This window comes from Paenibacillus sp. NMA1017 (assembly GCF_058895805.1).
The window spans coordinates 160,534-179,495 of the sequence record NZ_JBZXYR010000008.1 but is presented as its reverse complement, the minus strand read 5'-3'; the positions used below and the strand labels follow the sequence as shown (position 1 = coordinate 179,495).

At 45.9% G+C, this 18,962-nt stretch carries 14 protein-coding genes; 12 read left to right on the top strand and 2 right to left on the bottom strand.

Features of this window, described 5'->3' with window-relative positions; genetic code table 11:
- The first annotated feature begins 189 nt into the window (after positions 1 to 189).
- Positions 190 to 1,149: a magnesium/cobalt transporter CorA gene (gene corA, locus AC5ELV_RS19155; RefSeq protein ID WP_342428066.1), complete on the top strand. Its 960-nt coding sequence runs from the start codon at positions 190 to 192 to the stop codon at positions 1,147 to 1,149.
- Between the two features lie 6 nt (positions 1,150 to 1,155).
- Here the strand turns inward: corA and AC5ELV_RS19150 are convergent, their stop codons facing one another.
- The gene (locus AC5ELV_RS19150; RefSeq protein ID WP_307354002.1) at positions 1,156 to 1,671 is read right to left on the bottom strand and encodes a tyrosine protein kinase; all 516 of its coding nucleotides are present in this window, start codon (positions 1,669 to 1,671) and stop codon (positions 1,156 to 1,158) included.
- Between the two features lie 226 nt (positions 1,672 to 1,897).
- Between AC5ELV_RS19150 and AC5ELV_RS19145 the strand changes: the two genes are divergently transcribed.
- The 4 genes from AC5ELV_RS19145 to rlmD all read left to right on the top strand — a co-directional run bounded on the left by AC5ELV_RS19145 (position 1,898) and on the right by rlmD (position 5,989).
- Positions 1,898 to 2,188 carry a YerC/YecD family TrpR-related protein gene (locus tag AC5ELV_RS19145; protein ID WP_007428885.1) on the top strand — a complete coding sequence of 97 codons (291 nt, stop codon included), beginning with the start codon at positions 1,898 to 1,900 and terminating at the stop codon, positions 2,186 to 2,188.
- The gene (locus AC5ELV_RS19140; RefSeq protein ID WP_493431445.1) at positions 2,188 to 2,976 is read left to right on the top strand and encodes a sirohydrochlorin chelatase; all 789 of its coding nucleotides are present in this window, start codon (positions 2,188 to 2,190) and stop codon (positions 2,974 to 2,976) included. The genes AC5ELV_RS19145 and AC5ELV_RS19140 overlap by 1 nt, the downstream gene beginning before the upstream one ends.
- A gap of 173 nt (positions 2,977 to 3,149) precedes the next feature.
- Entirely contained in the window at positions 3,150 to 4,031 is an 882-nt protein-coding gene (locus AC5ELV_RS19135) for a diacylglycerol kinase (RefSeq protein WP_013308843.1), read from the top strand.
- A 212-nt stretch (positions 4,032 to 4,243) separates the two neighbouring features.
- Complete coding sequence (gene rlmD / locus AC5ELV_RS19130; protein ID WP_493431444.1) at positions 4,244 to 5,989, top strand: 23S rRNA (uracil(1939)-C(5))-methyltransferase RlmD; 1,746 nt, start codon at positions 4,244 to 4,246, stop codon at positions 5,987 to 5,989.
- Between the two features lie 313 nt (positions 5,990 to 6,302).
- Here the strand turns inward: rlmD and AC5ELV_RS19125 are convergent, their stop codons facing one another.
- A complete protein-coding gene (locus tag AC5ELV_RS19125; protein WP_493431443.1) occupies positions 6,303 to 8,615 on the bottom strand; it encodes a GH36-type glycosyl hydrolase domain-containing protein in 2,313 nt (770 codons plus the stop codon).
- A 537-nt stretch (positions 8,616 to 9,152) separates the two neighbouring features.
- Between AC5ELV_RS19125 and AC5ELV_RS19120 the strand changes: the two genes are divergently transcribed.
- The 7 genes from AC5ELV_RS19120 (at position 9,153) to AC5ELV_RS19090 (ending at position 18,922) form a co-directional block, all read left to right on the top strand.
- Positions 9,153 to 10,748 (top strand): response regulator transcription factor, encoded by a 1,596-nt coding sequence (locus AC5ELV_RS19120; RefSeq protein ID WP_493431442.1) that lies wholly within the window; start codon positions 9,153 to 9,155, stop codon positions 10,746 to 10,748.
- Entirely contained in the window at positions 10,745 to 12,532 is a 1,788-nt protein-coding gene (locus AC5ELV_RS19115; protein ID WP_493431441.1) for a sensor histidine kinase, read from the top strand. Before AC5ELV_RS19120 ends, AC5ELV_RS19115 begins: the two co-directional genes overlap by 4 nt.
- Positions 12,533 to 12,643: 111 nt before the next feature.
- Positions 12,644 to 13,609: an ABC transporter permease gene (locus AC5ELV_RS19110; protein ID WP_493431440.1), complete on the top strand. Its 966-nt coding sequence runs from the start codon at positions 12,644 to 12,646 to the stop codon at positions 13,607 to 13,609.
- Positions 13,610 to 13,638: 29 nt separating this feature from the next.
- Positions 13,639 to 14,523: a carbohydrate ABC transporter permease gene (locus tag AC5ELV_RS19105; RefSeq protein WP_493431439.1), complete on the top strand. Its 885-nt coding sequence runs from the start codon at positions 13,639 to 13,641 to the stop codon at positions 14,521 to 14,523.
- 90 nt (positions 14,524 to 14,613) lie between these two features.
- A complete protein-coding gene (locus AC5ELV_RS19100; protein WP_493431438.1) occupies positions 14,614 to 16,170 on the top strand; it encodes an ABC transporter substrate-binding protein in 1,557 nt (518 codons plus the stop codon).
- 157 nt (positions 16,171 to 16,327) lie between these two features.
- Positions 16,328 to 17,743: a family 43 glycosylhydrolase gene (locus AC5ELV_RS19095; RefSeq protein WP_493431437.1), complete on the top strand. Its 1,416-nt coding sequence runs from the start codon at positions 16,328 to 16,330 to the stop codon at positions 17,741 to 17,743.
- A 30-nt stretch (positions 17,744 to 17,773) separates the two neighbouring features.
- Positions 17,774 to 18,922, top strand: a complete 1,149-nt coding sequence (locus tag AC5ELV_RS19090; RefSeq protein ID WP_493431436.1) for a family 43 glycosylhydrolase — start codon at positions 17,774 to 17,776, stop codon at positions 18,920 to 18,922.
- Positions 18,923 to 18,962: the final 40 nt, after the last annotated feature.

The following is an 18,962-nucleotide window of genomic DNA, read 5'->3' as shown; positions in this document are numbered from 1 at the left end:
GCTTGCTTTGAAGATAAGAACTGCTCTGCACGAGGATAAAGGATATCTTGGGACGGCTTGTTGACCCTGAGATATCCTTTTCTTATTTAGTGTATGGGAATGTAGAGCGTGAGATTTGTATAATGTTAATTGGCTTATATAAAATATAAATAACATATCAGACGGAAGTGTAAGCGAGGGGGACGTACGGTGATACGTACATTGACTATAGGCCATGATCATCAGGTAACAGTGGGAAAACCATTGGATCAGATCGTCATGGAGGATTACATATGGATGTGGGTAGATTTTAGCGAGCCTACAGATCGCGAGACGGAGCTACTGACGAGTTATTTTCATTTTCACCCGTTGGCTGTGGAGGATTGTATGCATGTTCTGCAACGTCCCAAATTGGATTATTACGAGGATGTGCAGTTTCTGGTCGTGCATGCGCTTGATGTAGATACGTTAGCTGCGGAAGAAGTGGATATGTTTATTAGCAGTCGTTTTTTGGTTACATATCACCATCGTGAGTTAGAGGAGCTGGATCAAGCCTGGGAGCGGATTGTCCAGCATGCGAATGAACGCAAAATATGGTCGCGAGGACCGCTGGCTGCAGCCTACACGGTGATGGACAAGCTGGTAGATAACTATTTTCCGAGCCTTTTTATGATTGAGGATGAATTGGCCGAGCTGGAGGGCTTGGGCGGTCGCGAATCCGTAGAGGAATTAATGAAGCAGGTGTTTGACCTGCGTGGCAGGCTGCTCAAGCTGCGCCGTACCATCGTACCCATGCGTGATCTGATGTACCGAGTTTTGAATTCGCAGCATGTGCAGGGCCAAGGAGACCATATGGCTTATTTTACCGATATATATGATCATTTATTGAAGCTGACAGACATGCTGGAGGCCGACCGCGAGATGACAGCCGACCTGAGGGACAGTTATATATCGCTCAATTCCAATCGCATGAATTCAATTATGAAGACGCTGACCGTAATTACGACCGTTTTTATGCCCTTGACGCTGATTGCAGGAATCTATGGTATGAATTTTTCGAATATGCCCGAGTTGGGCTGGAAATATGGATATTTTGGCGTACTGTTCTTCATGTTTTTGTTGAGTGTTGCAATGGTGGTCTGGTTTATGCGCCGAGGCTGGTTCAAATAGTATAGTCTACTTTCTTGTGCGTTTGCGCGGACGTCTGCGCGGGGTAGTGGTACTTTTGCGCTGTGTCTTTTTCCGGCGTCGGCGTGGTGGTGTATATTCATCCAGTTCCTCAGTAATTTGTGTTGTAGATTTTTTGCTTGCGTTTTTGTTGAATGCTGGGAGCGAGCCCATAATCAGTTTTGCCATCGGAGCAAATTGCTGCACGCTAGACATGATCTTTTGTACCTTGCCGACCGTAGCAACAATCCCGTCAATACCGCCCATACGGTCAATAATACCTTTAATATCGTTGAGATTACCAAGATTGCCAAGGCCGCCAAGCAGTCCTCCTTTGGCAGGGGCGGGGTCTGGTGTAACCACGGCAGAGTCTGTTATACTCGCTGGCGCCTCGTAAGGAACCAGTGCGGAGGAATCGACTTGCGGAACCTCGCTGTATGGATCGAGTCCAGGATAAGGAGTTGAACTATACGGATCGGAAATGGCACGCGTTTGCGCCCTCCGATGATAGTAGTGTCCAGGCATGAGATCACATTCCTTTGCAGGTTGATACTCTACTGTATGTTACAAACGCACAGTGGGTTTAGGCGCGTGTCCCGAAATCAGGTATAAAAGCGGATTTGGGCATTCGTACGGTATATTTCTATGATCATAATGTTGTTCTGTAATGCGTGAAACCGTTAATGCTTGAAAAACCGACTAATCCTCGGGTACAATGAGGAGAGATCGTAACCTTGGGAGATGATAATCCATGCAGCTTAAAAAGCTTAATGATAAAAGTATTGATCAATTGTTCGAAGCTATTTTAACTCTTAAAAATTTGGAAGAGTGCTATGTATTTTTTGATGATCTGTGCACGATTAATGAAATTCAATCCCTCTCCCAACGTCTAGAGGTTGCCCGTATGCTAGGCAAAGGCAGCACATATAATCAGATTGAAGCAGAGACAGGGGCCAGCACAGCCACCATTTCACGTGTTAAACGTTGCCTGAACTATGGTAATGATGGGTATAAAATGACTTTGGAACGTCTGGGACGCTAATGCGGAGCCCTGGGATACTGGTCATCAGCCACGGCTCTAGGGATCCGTATTGGGTGGAACAGGTGGATCAGGCAGTTGCAAAGCTTCATTTGCCGGAAGAAATACCGGTAGAGGTTTCATTTTTGGAAACGGTTAAAGAAAGATTGATTCAAAATGGTATTGACCGTCTGGAGGCCTTGGGTGTAACAGATATATTGGTTATTCCTTTGTTTGTGTCATCAGGCAGTACGCATGTAGATGAGATTAGCTATGCGCTGGGTGTCAAAGATGCGCCGGACAAAGAAACAGATTTGAAGCCGTTTCAAATGAAGGCGCGAGTGCATTTTGGCAGCCCGCTGGATGACGGAGAAGATGTTGCCCGCATGGTGTGGGACAAGGTTCGCCCGCTATCAGCCGACCCTGCGAGAGAGGTTATTTTACTCGTAGGTCACGGCAGTGTGCACAACGGCTTTTTTCAGCGCTGGGAGCAGGGGATTTCTTCGTTGGCCCGTACAGTGCAAAGCGTGAGCGGTATCATCACAGACCACGCTTTGCTAAATCCCGAGAGTGTGTACGACAAGGCAGCGTATTGGAGTCAGGAGCGGGGTCATGATGTTATTGTGGCACCGCTATTTTTGAGTTCGGGATATTTTACAAATCATATGATTCCTAAACGCTTGCAGGGGCTCGAATACCGTTATTCAGGAGAGCCTTTATTACCGCATCCTTTGCTCACAAGCTGGATGGACAGACAAATTCGTGAATTATTGCAAAGCGTACAGAAGCAAGCGAGGACAAGTAATAGGTAGTCTGGTTCGGCTATAACGTCATTTCAGCCTTAAATTTCCTTATTTGGGCAAAGTCTGGCTTCTTTTATTGTAAAAGAGGTCTTTTTCCAGTATGATGATATTTTGTACAGACTGAATGTGATGAACTGCTATGTGAATATAAATATCATTAAATATACGGGTGGCGTAACGGAATGAAAAGAGCTAGATTAATCTATAATCCGACCTCTGGGCGTGAGGAAATGAAGCGTCGTCTTGCAGATGTTTTGCAGCGCCTGGATGAAGGTGGTATTGAAGCCTCTTGCCATGCAACTACGGGTGAAGGGGACGCAACACGTGCTGCAATAGAGGCCATTGAGCGTGGGTATGACATGATTATCGCTGCTGGTGGCGACGGTACATTGTATGAGGTCATTAACGGGATGGCTGAAAGAGAAAACCGCCCACCCCTAGGTGTGTTTCCTCTGGGGACGACGAATGATTTCGCCAGAGCACTGGGCATCCCCAAGCACTGGGAAGATTATTGCGACCTCGTTATTCGTCAAAATCCGAAGCCACTGGATATCGGAAAAGCGAATGACCGCTACTTTATCAACATTGCAGGCGGGGGGACTTTAACCGAGCTTACGTATGAAGTTCCGAGCAAGCTAAAAACGATGATTGGCCAGTTGGCGTATTATTTTAAAGGTATGGAGAAGATGGTCAGCCTTGCTCCACAGGAGCTGATCATCAAGGCATCGGGTCAGGAAGTGATTCACGACGAGTTTATGCTATTCCTGATTGCGAATACGAATTCGGTGGGCGGGTTTGAAAAGCTTGCTCCCGGGGCGACAATAGATGATGGGCTGCTTGACGTCATCGCTGTGCGGAAATGCAATCTGGCGGAAATGATCCGATTGGTAACACTTGCGCTGCGTGGTGAGCATTTGCAGGATAAGAAGATCGTTTATTTTAAAACAGATTACATGGAAGTGACTTCACCTGGCTACGTCCAGCTTAATTTGGATGGCGAACTGGGAGGCACCTTGCCAGCGACATTCCGGAATTTACCTCATCATTTGAATGTTTTCCGGTGAGGGATGATGAGAAAATAATTCCGCTTCCGGGTGGAAACGCAGTGTTATAGTGTATGGAATGCAGAGTAGGTAGCTGTTTTTTGTGTGAACATATTGGTTTTTGCCGTTCTCCGTGGGGGAGTAACGGCATTTTCGAGTTGATGTTTGTATAATTGGATGATGTTAGTATTGTATGTACTGTATCAAAAGATGATCAGAAAGAAGTGACAATCATGACGAATAACCGTAGCGGACGTGGAAAAAGCCGCCGGAATGCAGCGACAGCAACTCCTGTTCAAGGAAATCAGTACAAAAAGAGTATGAAGGCGATAAGAGAAGAAGAACCGGAACAGTCTCGAGTTAGAGCTGGAAATGGGATGCTTCAGGTCGAAATCGAAAACAAAAATGGAAATGTGAATGAAGTAGTTCGGAAGAAAAGGGGAAATGGACGAGATACTCGTCGTTCTTCCAACGGTGGACGAAGTCAGGATGCTTCCAATCGTATCCGATCCAGTGCAGAGCGTACCGATCTGCCTGTGCAAAAGAACGATGAGGCCGTGCTAGACATCATCGGCATGAACCACGATGGCGAGGGTGTAGGGCGTGTCGAGGGTTTTACGCTGTTCGTTCCGGGCGCGTTACCAGGGGAAAAGGTACGAGTAAAGGTGCTGAAAACGAAAAAACAGTATGGCTATGCCAAGCTGCTGGATATCGCGCAGGCTAGTCCTGACCGAATTGCAGCTCCATGCGCCATCTACGATCAATGCGGTGGCTGCCAGATCCAGCATATGAGCTACGAAGCGCAGCTCAGCTGGAAACGCCAGCATGTCGTGGATGTGCTAGAGCGTATCGGGAAGCTGAGTGTGGCTACGGAGTCCAGTGAGCATACTGAGGTTTTGGCTGACTCTGCGGATAGAAATGCAGACAGCATGTCGCGTGTACAAGGCGTAGTCGTGCATCCTACGCTTGGTATGAGTGAGCCGTGGCGGTACCGCAACAAAGCCCAGGTGCCGATTGGTGTCACCGAGGGTGGGCTTGTCGGCGGTTTCTACGCACGTGGCAGCCATCGAATTGTGGATATGAACACCTGTCTCATTCAGGACGAGCGTAATGACGAAGTTGTCGCACGTGTGAAAGAGATTGGCCGAATGCTCGGCATCAGCGCATATAATGAAGAAACCGGACGTGGACTGCTGCGCCATGTCGTTGTAAAGACCGCTTTTCGCACGGGTGAAATGATGCTGGTGCTCGTGACGAATGGGCGAGATATTCCGCACGCAGATGCGTGGATCGGCAGTATTCGTGAGCACATCCCACACGTGGCAAGCATATGCCAGAACGTGAATACGAAGCGAACGAACGTTATTTTTGGCGACGAGACTCGTGTACTGTGGGGTCGTGACGTGATCTACGACTACATTGGAAACGTCCAGTTTGCGATTTCCGCGCGATCCTTTTATCAGGTGAATCCCGTACAAACAGAAGTGCTGTATAGCAAAACCGTCCAATATGCCGGGCTCACGGGCAAAGAAACGGTAATTGATGCGTATTGCGGCATCGGCACGATTTCCTTGTTCCTCGCTCAGCATGCGGACCAGGTGTATGGGGTCGAGATCGTCAAAGAAGCCATCGACGATGCACGAAGTAATGCGCTATTGAACGAAATGCGTAATGTGAAATTTGAGGTAGGCGCGTCCGAGGACGTCATTCCTGCGTGGAAAGAGCAAGGCATCACCGCCGACGTTATCGTCGTCGATCCACCCCGCAAGGGCTGCGATCCACGCCTGCTCGACACCATTCTGGAGATGAAGCCAGAGCGTGTGGTGTATGTATCTTGTAATCCAAGCACACTGGCGCGGGATTTAAGGATATTAGAGGATGGCGGGTATAGTACTGTGGAAGTGCAACCCGTAGATATGTTTCCGCATACGGTGCATGTGGAGTGCGTGGCTTTGTTGGAGCGGCGGGGTTTGGAGTAAGCGAATAGTTGAGTTGGGGACGAAATGGGGACGCGAGCTTGTTCATATCCCGTTTTGTTCTTCGTATGTACTAAAAAGCATTAAGCCAAAAGAGTCTGAGAGCCATTTGGCACTCGGATTCTTTCCGTCAGCCCCGCTCTTTTATGATAAACAACAATAAGAGAATCTATATAAGCAAAGTTTAGTTTGGAGCAGAATGACATAGTAAACTTAGCGCTCCAAAAATTCAGTAAGTCGAAAGTCCAAATATTAAAAGCGGAGTTGTCAGACGGTTTTCACATGCTGACAACTCCGCAGATTTTCTGTTACAGGTTTAAGGTTTTAACGTGACTTCAACCCGGTGAAGCTGTCCGTCATCGAATAAAGGAAGTAGGCTTCCAGAAATCAAGTGGCCATCTACGTGGATTTCGACCGTCCCTTTGGATATATGCTCAGGGTTGGTAATGGATATGTGATATTGATTACCGCGGAATTCACGATATATTTCTGCCGAACTCCATTCTGGCGGGAAGCAAGGATCTATCCGTAAGCCATCATAATCGCGTTTAATTCCAAGTATGCCTTCGTAAAGACTCATGAGTCCCCACGCGGAAGTTCCGGTCGTCCAGGATTGATAGGATTTCCCATAAAACTTGGGGTGTATGGAATAGCAGTTGGTAAAGACGTATGGCTCTGCCCCGGATTGTGTAGACGGGTTAGCTTCACTGTCTGGAATGATTTTCTTCAATGTCCGAAGAGCTTCTTCACCGCGTCCAGCTTTGCAATCCGCAATAATCTTGAAGCCTGTAGCATGACAGTAAACTCCGCCGTTCTCGAATAATCCCGGAAGCATGCCGGACATTCTTCCGACGTTAGGGGAATATTCCGGATAAGGAGGCATGTTGATTGGAAAACCAAACGCGTGCTCCATGCTATCCATAGAATCCAGCACTTTTGGGAGTTTTTCATCATCCGGAATGTCCGCAAGAATAGCCCAGGATTGAGCGTTGATGTAGATCTTGCTGCCTTTGCTATCTTTTGAACCGATGTTTTCCACTTTGCTCAAAGCGCGCATATACCAATTTCCATCCCAAGCCGCCTCATTGATCGCGTCCCGGAGCAGTTCGTACTGAGTGGTTAAGTAGTGCGAATAATCTTGATCTCCGACAACTCGCATTAGAGTACTCAATTCTCTCAGGCCGTAACAGAACTGTTCCGAGAGCATGACAGACTCTGCTTGGGGATCGGTTGTAATATTCAGGGCATCATTCCAATCCGCAAACATGATGCGAACCAGACCATTTGCACCTTTATCCTCAATCAATCTGTTTACGGCTGCTTTCACATGCTCAAGCATCGTTCCGGAGCCGCCGTCCTGGTATTCGATCTCCATGTCCAAAAGTGAATAATCTCCAGTTTCTTTGATGAGTTCAACGACTGACCATATGATCCAGAAAGGTTGGTCCGAGTACCGTGTGTCATCATAAGGGAACCAGGTAAGTACGGCATGACCTTCCTTGAATTGATGTCTCAGACATTCAATAATTTCTTCCTTGGCTCGATCCTGCCGATAATTCAGCAGGGCAACGGCAATCTGAAGATTATCCCGGACGCCTTTCTTGCCGACGATACAAAAATCGATTTGCTTCTTTACCCATTCGTTCATAATGATATTGAGTTTATCATCCGGTGTGGTAACGCTTAAGCTTTGGTACTTGGATTTATAAAAAGCCTGGGTTTCGAGCAATGAGGTTTCAAGCCGCTCCTTATTGAAATATTTTCTTCCAGTCTGAATGGCTTCTTCAAGGTTCTCGCTGACTCCCATAACGAAGTAGATCTCTTTCTCCTCGCCCGGAGCTAATACAAGTTTGTTTTGCAATACACCTCCCAGATTGGAAAGCGTGGTTGTTGAATTCGTGCAATCCCTGCCTTGAATGAGGACATCGGGACGCTGGAACAAGGGGGCCGGTATGTTATCGAGCTTGGTGATGGACCCGAGCGGACCGAGAAATTCTCCAAGATCGCCATCGTAGGCGTGTACAGTCTCCGAGCAGGCAATATAGCCGTTATAACGGGCATGCGGTGCAAACGGATGCCTCGACTGACAGTAAACACCGTTCAGCTCGGAATCGAATAAAGTTTCGCAACTTCTGTACATCTCATAATAACGGGGATACTTAAAACCTTCTAACTCAAAGCTCACTGCAGAAAAGAGGCTGATATTTTTTTCTTGGTTTGTCTGATTTTTAACTGTTACAACCCATACTTCATTGTAACCCTCATGAGGGACAAACAGTTTCCAAGAAGCACGAATGCCATCCTTTTGGGATTGAACGACAGAATATCCGATACTGTGCTCACAAGTAAAGTCATCCACTGCTTCGTTAAGCGGTCCTTCACCGATGTTCCAGTATTCACCTGTGTCATCGTCTCTCAGGTACATATATTTTGCATCCTGACCATTAATCATGCACATATCTGCTTTGGAGTTGATATAATAGCTACGGCCGTGTCCAATCTGAGATACCTGTGTGCAGTACCCTTGCTCGCTCCACAAATAATTGTACCAGTACCGGGGAGTTCTAGGCTCTGTAATTACACATGAAGTACCTTGATCTTTAAAATAATGGATCTTGTCAGTTTCCAACTTTAATCCCTCCGTTTGTAAAGTGACGTTCTCGGTAGAATGAATTTCTCTCTAAAATAACGTATACAGAATGATTTTAACTTTACTTATTCAGGGACGATACCAGTCAATCTTCAGATTTTATTGGGGAATCTGCTATATAAACAATTTTTAGCGCTAAAAAAGTACGATTTTAACAAGGATTATGGATTGTTGGCTCCCTCGGGAGAAGAAATTGGAAATGGCAGTCTTCAATCTTAGATTTTTAAAGAAAAAAGACGGTTTAACAGGTAGGTCTATGAAAAAGTGTGCTCTATAATGAAGAGGATAAGCCTCTCAAAATAGTTGAACCAAAATAAATCAGCACTGCCTAAGCATAAAATTTACTTGGAAACCAATATCAGCATGGTTGTCGGACAGTCTTTTGTGGTTTATGATATAGCACATGAAGCAATCATTCAGTTGTCCACATTTCAAATTCAATCGCAGTCCGCTTCGGTGGTCTGCTTTTGTTGTTTGCAAATATAGCGTAATGGAACTACGTAAAGGGGGTAGCTCATGAAACTGCTGATCGTAGATGATGAAGAAAGAACGAGAGAAATGCTGCGCAAGCATATTGCGTGGGGGGAAATAGGTATTCAAGAAGTAGAAACGGCACGCAACGGTGCAGTGGCACTTGAACTTTGCCAGAGTTTCCATCCCGACATCGTACTTTGCGATATTCGGATGCCGAAGATGAATGGCATAGAGTTTGCGCAACGATTACGTGAAAGCGCTATCTCGTGTAAACTGTTGTTTTTGAGCGGGTTCTCGGACAAAGATTATTTGATGTCGGCGATTCGACTGAACGCTCTGGATTACATTGAAAAGCCGATCAACCCGAGTCAGGTCCGAAAGGCTGTTCAAGCTGCGGTAGAGTCCAGAAAGCAGGAGAATAAAAAGCGGTTGGAGGAACGCCAATTGCAGGATGCATATGATGAAGGGCTGCCTTATTTGAGACAAGAGATGGTTCGTAAACTGATTTCCGATCCTGATTCGCTCAATGCGAAGAAAGCTTTGGAAAGCAGAGAGACTTTTCTTCTGCCTCCAGATGGGACATTCACTGTAATCGCGTCATCGCTGTACTGGCCACCCACCCAATATCCCGAAGACCCCAAGCATGTGCAGGAGGATTTACTGAGGGATCTGAACATGAACAGCATGCTTACTTCGTTGCAAGGCATTTGCGGTTTTGATTCCAGAAATTATCTGATTGTCATTCTTCCCGGATTCTTCGGCAATAGCTATAAAGACCGGCGTGGCATATTGGAAGAGCTATATACCGAGTTAACTGGAATCATCGGAAGAAATATCCGTTTTCGTATGGGAGTGGGTGAGCTGGCGCGAGAACGGATACAGATTCCGAATTCGTACAAAACCGCTTTGGACGCGTGTAATCTCCATTATTACATCGAAGGCAGCTCGTTGATCTTTGCAGATGCCATTGGTGCCGGTCAGAAACTGGCCATAGATTGGAACGTGGTGCGCAGTCTTCACAGACTGCTGAAGCAGGGCGAGTTTCAAGAGGCCAGGGGTCTTATTGAAAGCTGGACCGTGAAAGCCAGGGCGGTTCGCGATTTGGATATTGCCCGGCTCAAAGACTCCTATTTCCAATTTTTGTTGGTGATTCTGGATGTGGCGGTGCAGTTGGGATTCATGGGAACGGATGAGGATACGGAAAGGAGATATATATGGGAAGAAATAGATATTATTCCCGATCTGAAAAGCATGGAGAATTATATTCTTTCTTTCTTTGACTTGTTCATGATATCGCCTGAATCCGGAGGGATTACCTCCAAAATGAGAGATATCATGTATTATATCCAAAAGAACTATCAGGAAAAGGGGTTAACGATTCTGGACATCGCCAACCATGTGGCGCTAAGCGAGACATATCTTTGCTCGTTGTTCAAAAAACAGCAGGGAGGTACCATCAAAGAGTATATCTCTTCGCTGCGAATAGAGAAGGCTAAGGAGCTGCTGCTTGTCAAAGAGTTAAAGCTGTATGAAGTGGCAGACCGGACTGGCTTAACGGACGCCAATTACTTCACTACATTTTTCAAAAAAAATGTGGGATGCACACCTTCGGAGTATCGTGAAAGGATAGTCAAATGAAATTAAAGTTTTCAGGACGATTCACTAATTTCAGTATTCGCTATAAGCTTTTTGCTTCCTATATGCTGGTGGTTATTATCCCGTTTGTTATGCTGCTCTTTTTGCATCTCCACCTAACCGCAAATGAAAATGAGCAGCAGGCCATGTACACCGCCCGCAAGATGTTGGAGGAAACGAAATCCTATATTCAATATCGTGCGGAATCAGTCAAAGAGGTGCTCAATTTCATTGCTTTCAACGATACGGTGCAGACTTTGGTAGCTGAGGATCCCAGACGTTATGAGGATGTCAATGTCTGGGGGACGGACACTAATAAACTGGCTCGGGTGCTGGGGCAATTCCGATACAATTCCGATATTGAAACCGTTCAGCTCTATATGAAGCAGGGACCGGCTTCAACTGCGGAAAATTTCGACTACATGAGCATGGACAACCTGGAGCGTAGCCCCTGGTTCACTCATTTTATCGCTTCGCACGCCGCTTCCACCTGGGTGCCTTCTTCCATTTTCGATCAGGAAAAAAGAAATGAAAAAGTATCCGTGCTTCGAGTCATTCCGAATGCCCACAATATGAAGGAGAACGACGGCATTGTACGTGCTCAGATCTCACAGAGCACACTGCGTTCGGTGCTGGATCATGCGATCGCCACTCCGACCACCTCTGTAGCATTGTTCAATGATCGTGGCGATATTATCAGCACCTCAGTAGGCTTTCAATATACGTTCAATGAATTCATAGGAATATTGTCGCAGTCTCTACGCGATGAGGAAGAGGATTACTGGACGGATTCATTGGAGTTCAATGGACAGCGAATCCTTCTGGGAGTACAGTCTATTCCGGAAACGGATATGAATATAGCGATGATCGTCCCCTTCTCCGACATTCAGAAATCCAGCGACAAGATGCGTAGTCGGCTAATCCTGATTTTTCTGCTTATTATTCCATTGACTTTCATACTATCCTTCCTTGTCGCCGGTTCGGCAACCAAACGCTTGCGGCGACTCATTTGGCATGTGCGCAAAATCAAAAACGGCAATTTCTACCTTGCCCCACTTCCCGCCAACAAGGATGAGATCGGTGAGCTAACCAACAATTTCAACCTTATGGTGGAAAATATATCAAAACTAATGCAGGAGACTTATACGCTCGGGCGCGAAGTGAAAAACAAGGAACTCAAGGCGCTGCAAGCACAGATCAATCCGCATTTTCTCTACAACACTCTGGATCTGATCAATATTATGGCTATTGAATCCGGCAATGTGGAAATATCGAAAGTCGTGGATCGATTGGCGTTATTCTACCGTTTGAGTTTGTCAAACGGTCGGGAAATCGTCACCCTGGAGAGTGAAATTCGGCATATTGAATCCTATGTGTCTATCCAGAATATGCGTTTTGGCAATGCGATCACACTGATCGCAGAGATTCCGCCATCGTTGCTGGGCTGCGAGGTGCCCAAAATTATGCTGCAACCTTTGATCGAGAATGCAATTCTGCATGGCATTATGGAAAAGACAGTAGAAGAGGGGATAATTCGGGTATCCGCTACGACCGAGAATAAGGCATTGATCCTGGATATCTGTGACGATGGCATAGGCATGGGGGAAGAAGTGCTGTTGTCATTGCTGACTGGGACTGTAAGTAAACGGACAGGTGGCTTTGGGATTCGGAATATTCAAGAGCGGATTCAACTGAACTATGGTCCGGAGTATGGGTTGTCTTTTAAAAGCCTGCCGGGGAAAGGGACTGTTGTACAAATACGGCTTCCCGCGTCGAATGAAAAGTAAGCGTTATCATAATTTATTGAAGGAAATAAAAGCTTTGTCCTGTATGTGAGAAACTTAAAGCCTACTACAATAAATGGAGAGAAAGAGAACACATACTGAAGGAGGCTACTTATGGGCACCAAGCTGGAGCGGGTTGCGACGCAAACCAAAAAACAATCTAAACTACTGTCTTTCATGCAGGAGTTAAGAAATAATCGGGTGCTGTATACGATGTTTTTACCGATTGCTATCTTTTTTATCATCTTTTCCTATATTCCAATGGCAGGTGTCGTCATGGCTTTCAAGGAATTCAACTACAGAGACGGCATTTTTTTTAGCCCGTGGAACGGATTGGAAAATTTCGAATACTTCTTTCAGTCCGGCAAGGCATGGCTCGTAACAAGGAATACGATTCTTTATAATTTAGTTTTCTTGGGAACCTATACTTTTTTCTCGGTTCTGGTAGCGGTATTGATTTCGGAAACCTATAACAAGTTTTTCAAAAAGACCGCCCAAACTTTTATGTTCCTACCCTATTTCATTTCCTGGGTTACGGTGTCTGCGTTCGTTTATAACTTTTTGAATTATGAATTCGGTATTGTAAACGTATTCTTACGTAATATCGGCCTAGAGGCCATGGATATTTATTCGACGAGCGGTTATTGGTATTTACTTCTTCCATTTTTATATATATGGAAATGGGTTGGGTTTGGCAGCGTTTTGTATCTGGCGACGATTGTCGGGATCGATCAGGAAATTTACGAAGCGGCAACGATAGACGGAGCCACTCGTTTTCAAAAAGTCATGAGAATTACGCTGCCCTTACTCAAACCGACGGTAGTGATATTAGTATTATTGGGGCTGGGAAGGATCATGCGAGGCGAGTTCGATATGTTCTACCAGCTGATTGGTAACAATGGTGCGCTGATGAATGCTACGGATATTATTGATACCCTGGTGTTCCGCTCTCTTGTAGGTACACAAGATTTTGGCATGGCTTCTTCGGTAGGCTTCTATCAATCCGTGCTTACGCTAATTATTATCCTGTTCGCAAACTATCTGGTGCGTCGTTACGACAAGGATAGCGCGCTGTTCTAAGCTGATCATAAGAAAGGAGGAAATGATTTATGAAAGAAAACAAGTTGAATTCTGCGCCTTTATTTCAGGCATTTTCTTACACGGTTGTGGCTTTGGTCGCTATTATATGCCTTCTGCCTTTTATCGTCCTGATCTCCGGTTCCATCTCCGATGAAGGACAGGTTTTGGCGAAGGGGTATTCCTTTCTGCCGCGAGGCTTCTCGCTGGATGCTTATGCTTTTATTTTCCGTAATCCCGGCGACATTCTTTCGGCTTATCGAGTTTCAATCTTTGTGGCAGTAGTCGGAACGGTGCTGTCGCTGTTAATTTCTACAATGGCTGCCTATGTTATGTACCGCAAGGAAGTACGATATCGCAATCAGCTCGCATTCTTCCTGTTCTTCACCACTTTGTTCAATGGTGGACTGGCTCCCTTCTTCATTTGGGTCACCAGTTACTTGCATCTGAAAAATACACTTGCCGTCCTCATTCTGCTCCCCATGTTTAATGTAATGTATATACTGATTTTGCGCAGCTTCATTCAGGGCTCTGTACCGGAGCCTCTGGTGGAATCCGCCAAGATCGACGGAGCAGGTGACTTCCGAATCTTCTGGCAGATGGTACTGCCACTATGTAAACCTGCGCTTGCTTCAATCGGATTATTCACGATTCTGGCTTACTGGAATGACTGGTGGACTCCGATGATGTTTACTGACAAAGAGCAATACGTACCTTTGCAATATATGCTCTATAAAATGCTGTCTTCTATGAACATGTCTGCAGCAATGGCCCAGCATATGTCGGATCTGGACACACCGAAGGAAACATTCAAGCTCGCTATGACGGTAGTTGCCACTGGCCCGATTGTAATTCTATTCCCGTTTCTTCAGCAGTATTTCGTCAAAGGCATCACAATCGGCGCGGTGAAAGGTTGAATTTGCTATATTAATACAGATTTTTCCGTTATAAGTCCTACAAGATAGAGGGTTTATATATTTTTTTCATAAAATGAGGGGGGAATAAAGATGAAGAAAGTAAAGAAAAATGCGCTGTTCATTCTTACCCTATTGCTGTCGCTGAGTCTGCTGTCTGCCTGCTCCGGCAATAACTCGGATGCGGAGAGCGATCCAGCAACCAATCAGAAAGAAGTAGTATTAAAAGGATACCTGCTCGGTGAAGCGCCGAAGGGAATGCCCGAAGTGCTCAGCGCACTCAATGAAAAACTGAAAAAAGACATCAATGCCACCATTGAGTTGAATTATATCAGTTGGGGTGATGTGCAGTCGAAATATCCACTACTGCTGGCCGCAGGCGAGGATATTGACTTTATCTTCTCAGCGGATTGGAACTATTATATTGAACAAGCGAATAAAGGGGCTTTCTATGAGCTGAAGCCGGAAGATATCGCCAAATATATGCCGAAGAAATCGGCTGCCATTGATCCGGTCGCTTGGGAAGAAGCCAAGGTGGACGGCAAAATCTATATGATGCCGAAAACCACCCCTGACAGTTCGGTATTCGTATCAGTGCTCCGGAAAGATATCATGAAAGAAGCGGGCTTGACTAAGGTAGATCGTCTTTCTGATATTGGTCCTTATCTGGAAGCTGTGAAGAAGAACCACCCAGACATGGTTGGTCTTAACCTGGATTCCCAAGTGGACCTGCCGACTCCTTATCAACATTTGATGCGTGATAAAATCGGCTACACGGGGGGCTCTCTTGGTGGTGGTCCGTTGGCACAAGGGGTCGCGTTTGATTTTGACGATCCAACAGGCAAGATTTACAGCATGGTGGAGGAGCCTTATCTCAGCGCACAAAAATACGCAGCGAATATCATGAAGGATTGGTATGACAAAGGGTATGTCAATAAAAACCCGTATTCAAACAAAATCCGTTCCAAGGATAATTTCGTGGAAGGTAAATCCGCAGTAGCATTTGGTAACACGATTGATATTGCGGCTACCGTCGAAGCCGCCGAAGCGAAAGGAATTGAGACGTACATCATTCCTTCTTTGATGCCAAATGGGAAAGCGCCAAAAGGCGGATATCTTGGCGCAGGGATTTCCATTGCGGCCAATTCCAAGAATCCGGAACGCGTCATGCAGGCCTTTGATCTGATTATGGATGACCCATCCTACGTATATCTTACTTATTTTGGCATTGAAGGGAAGAATTATATCGTTACGGCAGATGATAAAATTGGCTTGCCGGAAGGAGTAACGTCCGATAACAATACCTATCCGCCGGATGCTTCAGGCTTCTGGTTCGTGAACAAGGGCTTGTTCAAGCCGATGAACACTTGGCCGGAATCTTATGTTGAACACTACGAAAAGCTAAAAGATCACATGACAGATTTTACGTATAATGGTTTCAATTTTAATTCGGACAAAGTCAAGACGCAGATTGCCAACCTGGCAAATGCTTCGACGCAATATGCCAACCCGATTTACATCGGTGCAGTCAAGGATGTAGATAAAGCGTTTGACGAACTGATCAAAAATCTGAACAGCGCCGGTCTGGATACGGTAAAGGCTGAGGTGCAAACCCAGGCAGATGCGTTCCTGGCGAGTAAGAAAAAATAATCATTTTACAAGTATTGAAGTACAGGTTAGTGGTACAAAAAAACAAAGCAAAAGCTCAGCGGCATGTGCTGCTGAGCAGTTGCTTTTTTAGAGTGAATGTCGATGCTTGAGTTGTTTGCTCGTTTGTATATCGAGGATTTAAGAAAGGAGCTGATCTTTGATGAAGCAGGGATTGAATCCGTATCTTCCGCCGTGGGAATATATTCCTGACGGAGAACCGCATGTGTATGGCGACCGAGTCTATGTTTACGGTTCTCACGACAGATTTAACGGATATGCTTTTTGTCTGAACGATTACGTGTGCTGGTCGGCACCTGTAGACGATCTCGCGGATTGGAAGTACGAAGGAGTCATTTACAAAAGGACGGACGATCCGAAAAACGCTGACGGAGATATGTGTCTGTATGCACCGGATGTCGCAAAGGGATCAGACGGAAGATATTATTTGTATTACGTTCTGGACAAACAACAAATCGTCTCTGTTGCCGTTTCCGATATGCCTGCCGGACCGTACAAATATTATGGCGATGTTTGCTATCCGGACGGGATACCTCTTGGAAACAAATCCGGAGACGAACCGCAGTTCGATCCGGCGGTTTGGGTAGAAGGGGATGAAGTGTATCTCTACACCGGCTTCTGTATGATAGGTGATGCAACCCGAACAGGAGCAAGGGTCACAAGCCTGGAAACCGATATGATTACAGTTAAAGAAGGGCCGAAAACCATCGTGCCCAGTGATACATACAGTCAGGGTACAGGCTTTGAAGGTCATGAATTTTTTGAAGCGTCTTCCTTAAGAAAAGTCGGAGACCTCTACTACTTTATTTATTCCTCTGTTCAGTTTCACGAACTTTGTTATGCAACCAGCCAATCGCCTTTCCAGGGATTCGAATTTCGGGGAACGATCGTCAGCAATAACGACAGCTATATCGATTCCTATAAACCTGCTGATACCGCGATGTATTACGGAGGGAACAACCACGGAAGTATGATAAAAATCAAAGATAGCTGGTATGTGTTTTATCATCGGCATACCAACGGAACATGCTTTAGCAGACAAGGCTGCATAGAACCTATTCAGATCCTGGAGGATGGCCGAATACCTCAAGTCGAAATGACCTCCAGCGGAGCCAATGGCGGACCGTTGATCGGTAAGGGAGAATATCCGGCGTATCTCGCCTGCAATCTTTTGCTTGCTGATGAGGAGTTTACACTGCTGGAACCTGGAGAATGGGCGGATTGCCGCTTCCCCAAAATTACACAAGAAGGCAGAGACGGGGATGAGGAGCCGGGGTATATCGCAAATATGAAGTTGGGTGCCATAGCGGGTTTTAAATATTTTACCTGCAAAGGTGTAAAGGAAATTTCAATAAGGACTCGCGGAGGATATGGGGGAGCATTTGAACTCATGACTACGTGGAACGGGCCTTCGCTTGGGAGCATTCCAGTAACGGCTACGAACGAATGGAAGGAACATTCAGCAAATATAAGCATCCCGGATGGCATTCATGCGTTGTACTTTAAGTACACTGGGTGGGGAAGTGTAAGTTTTGCTTCGTTTTCACTAGATTAACGGTTCAGCCAAGGATTGGAGGGGATTCGAATGAGATTTACAGCTCGCTGGCTTCCTACAAGCGGGATTGTCAAAGGGGCCTTCCATGCGATCGTGGATGACTTGGCTAGTCTTCAGTCCAGTAGGACAGAGAGGGCGATTAAGCCGGGTCAGGTATGGCTAGACACGGAAGGAAAGCGGATTCATGCTCATGGAGGCTCCATATTTTATGAGAACAACACCTTCTATTGGTACGGAGAGAACAAGGAGAAGACGACTCCCGGCAGCGGAATCTGGCATTGGGGCGTGCGCTGTTATTCCTCAGGGGATCTATATCAATGGAAGGATGAAGGTCTTATCATTCCTCCAGTGGAGAATGATCCCGACTCTGCTCTTCATCCGGCGAGTAATATGGATCGGCCCCATATTATTTTTAACAAGGAAACCGGAAAGTATGTGTGTTTCCTGAAAATCATGGAAAGGGATCAGACGCAGAGCTTAACCATCTTGACTTCTGATCAGTTATTGGGACCGTATACCATTGTAAAGACGAAATTCCGCCCCTTGAATATGAGCGCCGGGGATTTCGACTTGGTTATTGCACCGGATGGGAAGGCGTATTACTATTTCGAGCGAGTTCATAGTGAATTGATCTGTGCGGACCTGACCGCTGATTACACTGATGTCACGGGATATTACTCCACTCATTTCCCGAATAACCACCCACCGTTTGTCCGTGAAGCCCCAGCCCATTTCGAACGGGGAGGTCTTCATTATTTGGTGACATCAGGAACGACAAGTTATTATCCGAATCCGTCAGAAGTTGCATGTGCGAGAACATACCATGGCCCATTCGAGATTCAAGGCAATCCTCATAAAGAGGACACTACGCAAACGTCTTATCGATCCCAGATTTCATCGGTATTCAAGCATCCAAACAAGAAAGATCTCTATATTGCAATGGGGGATCGCTGGATTACCGATGAAGCGGGAAATGTTCCTTACGAGATTATTCGGGATCGATACGATCGTTATTTCAATCCAGAAAGAGCGGATGAACCGTTACCTGTTTTGGAGCACGTTTATAATACAGAGGAGAACACACATAAAGCTGATTATGTATGGCTGCCATTCCGCTTTGAGGGAGAGAAGGCTTACCTGGACTGGAAAGACGAGTGGCGCATCGAAGATTACGATTAGAAATATGTTAAGGATCTAACCATCGGTGTAGGTAAAGCTT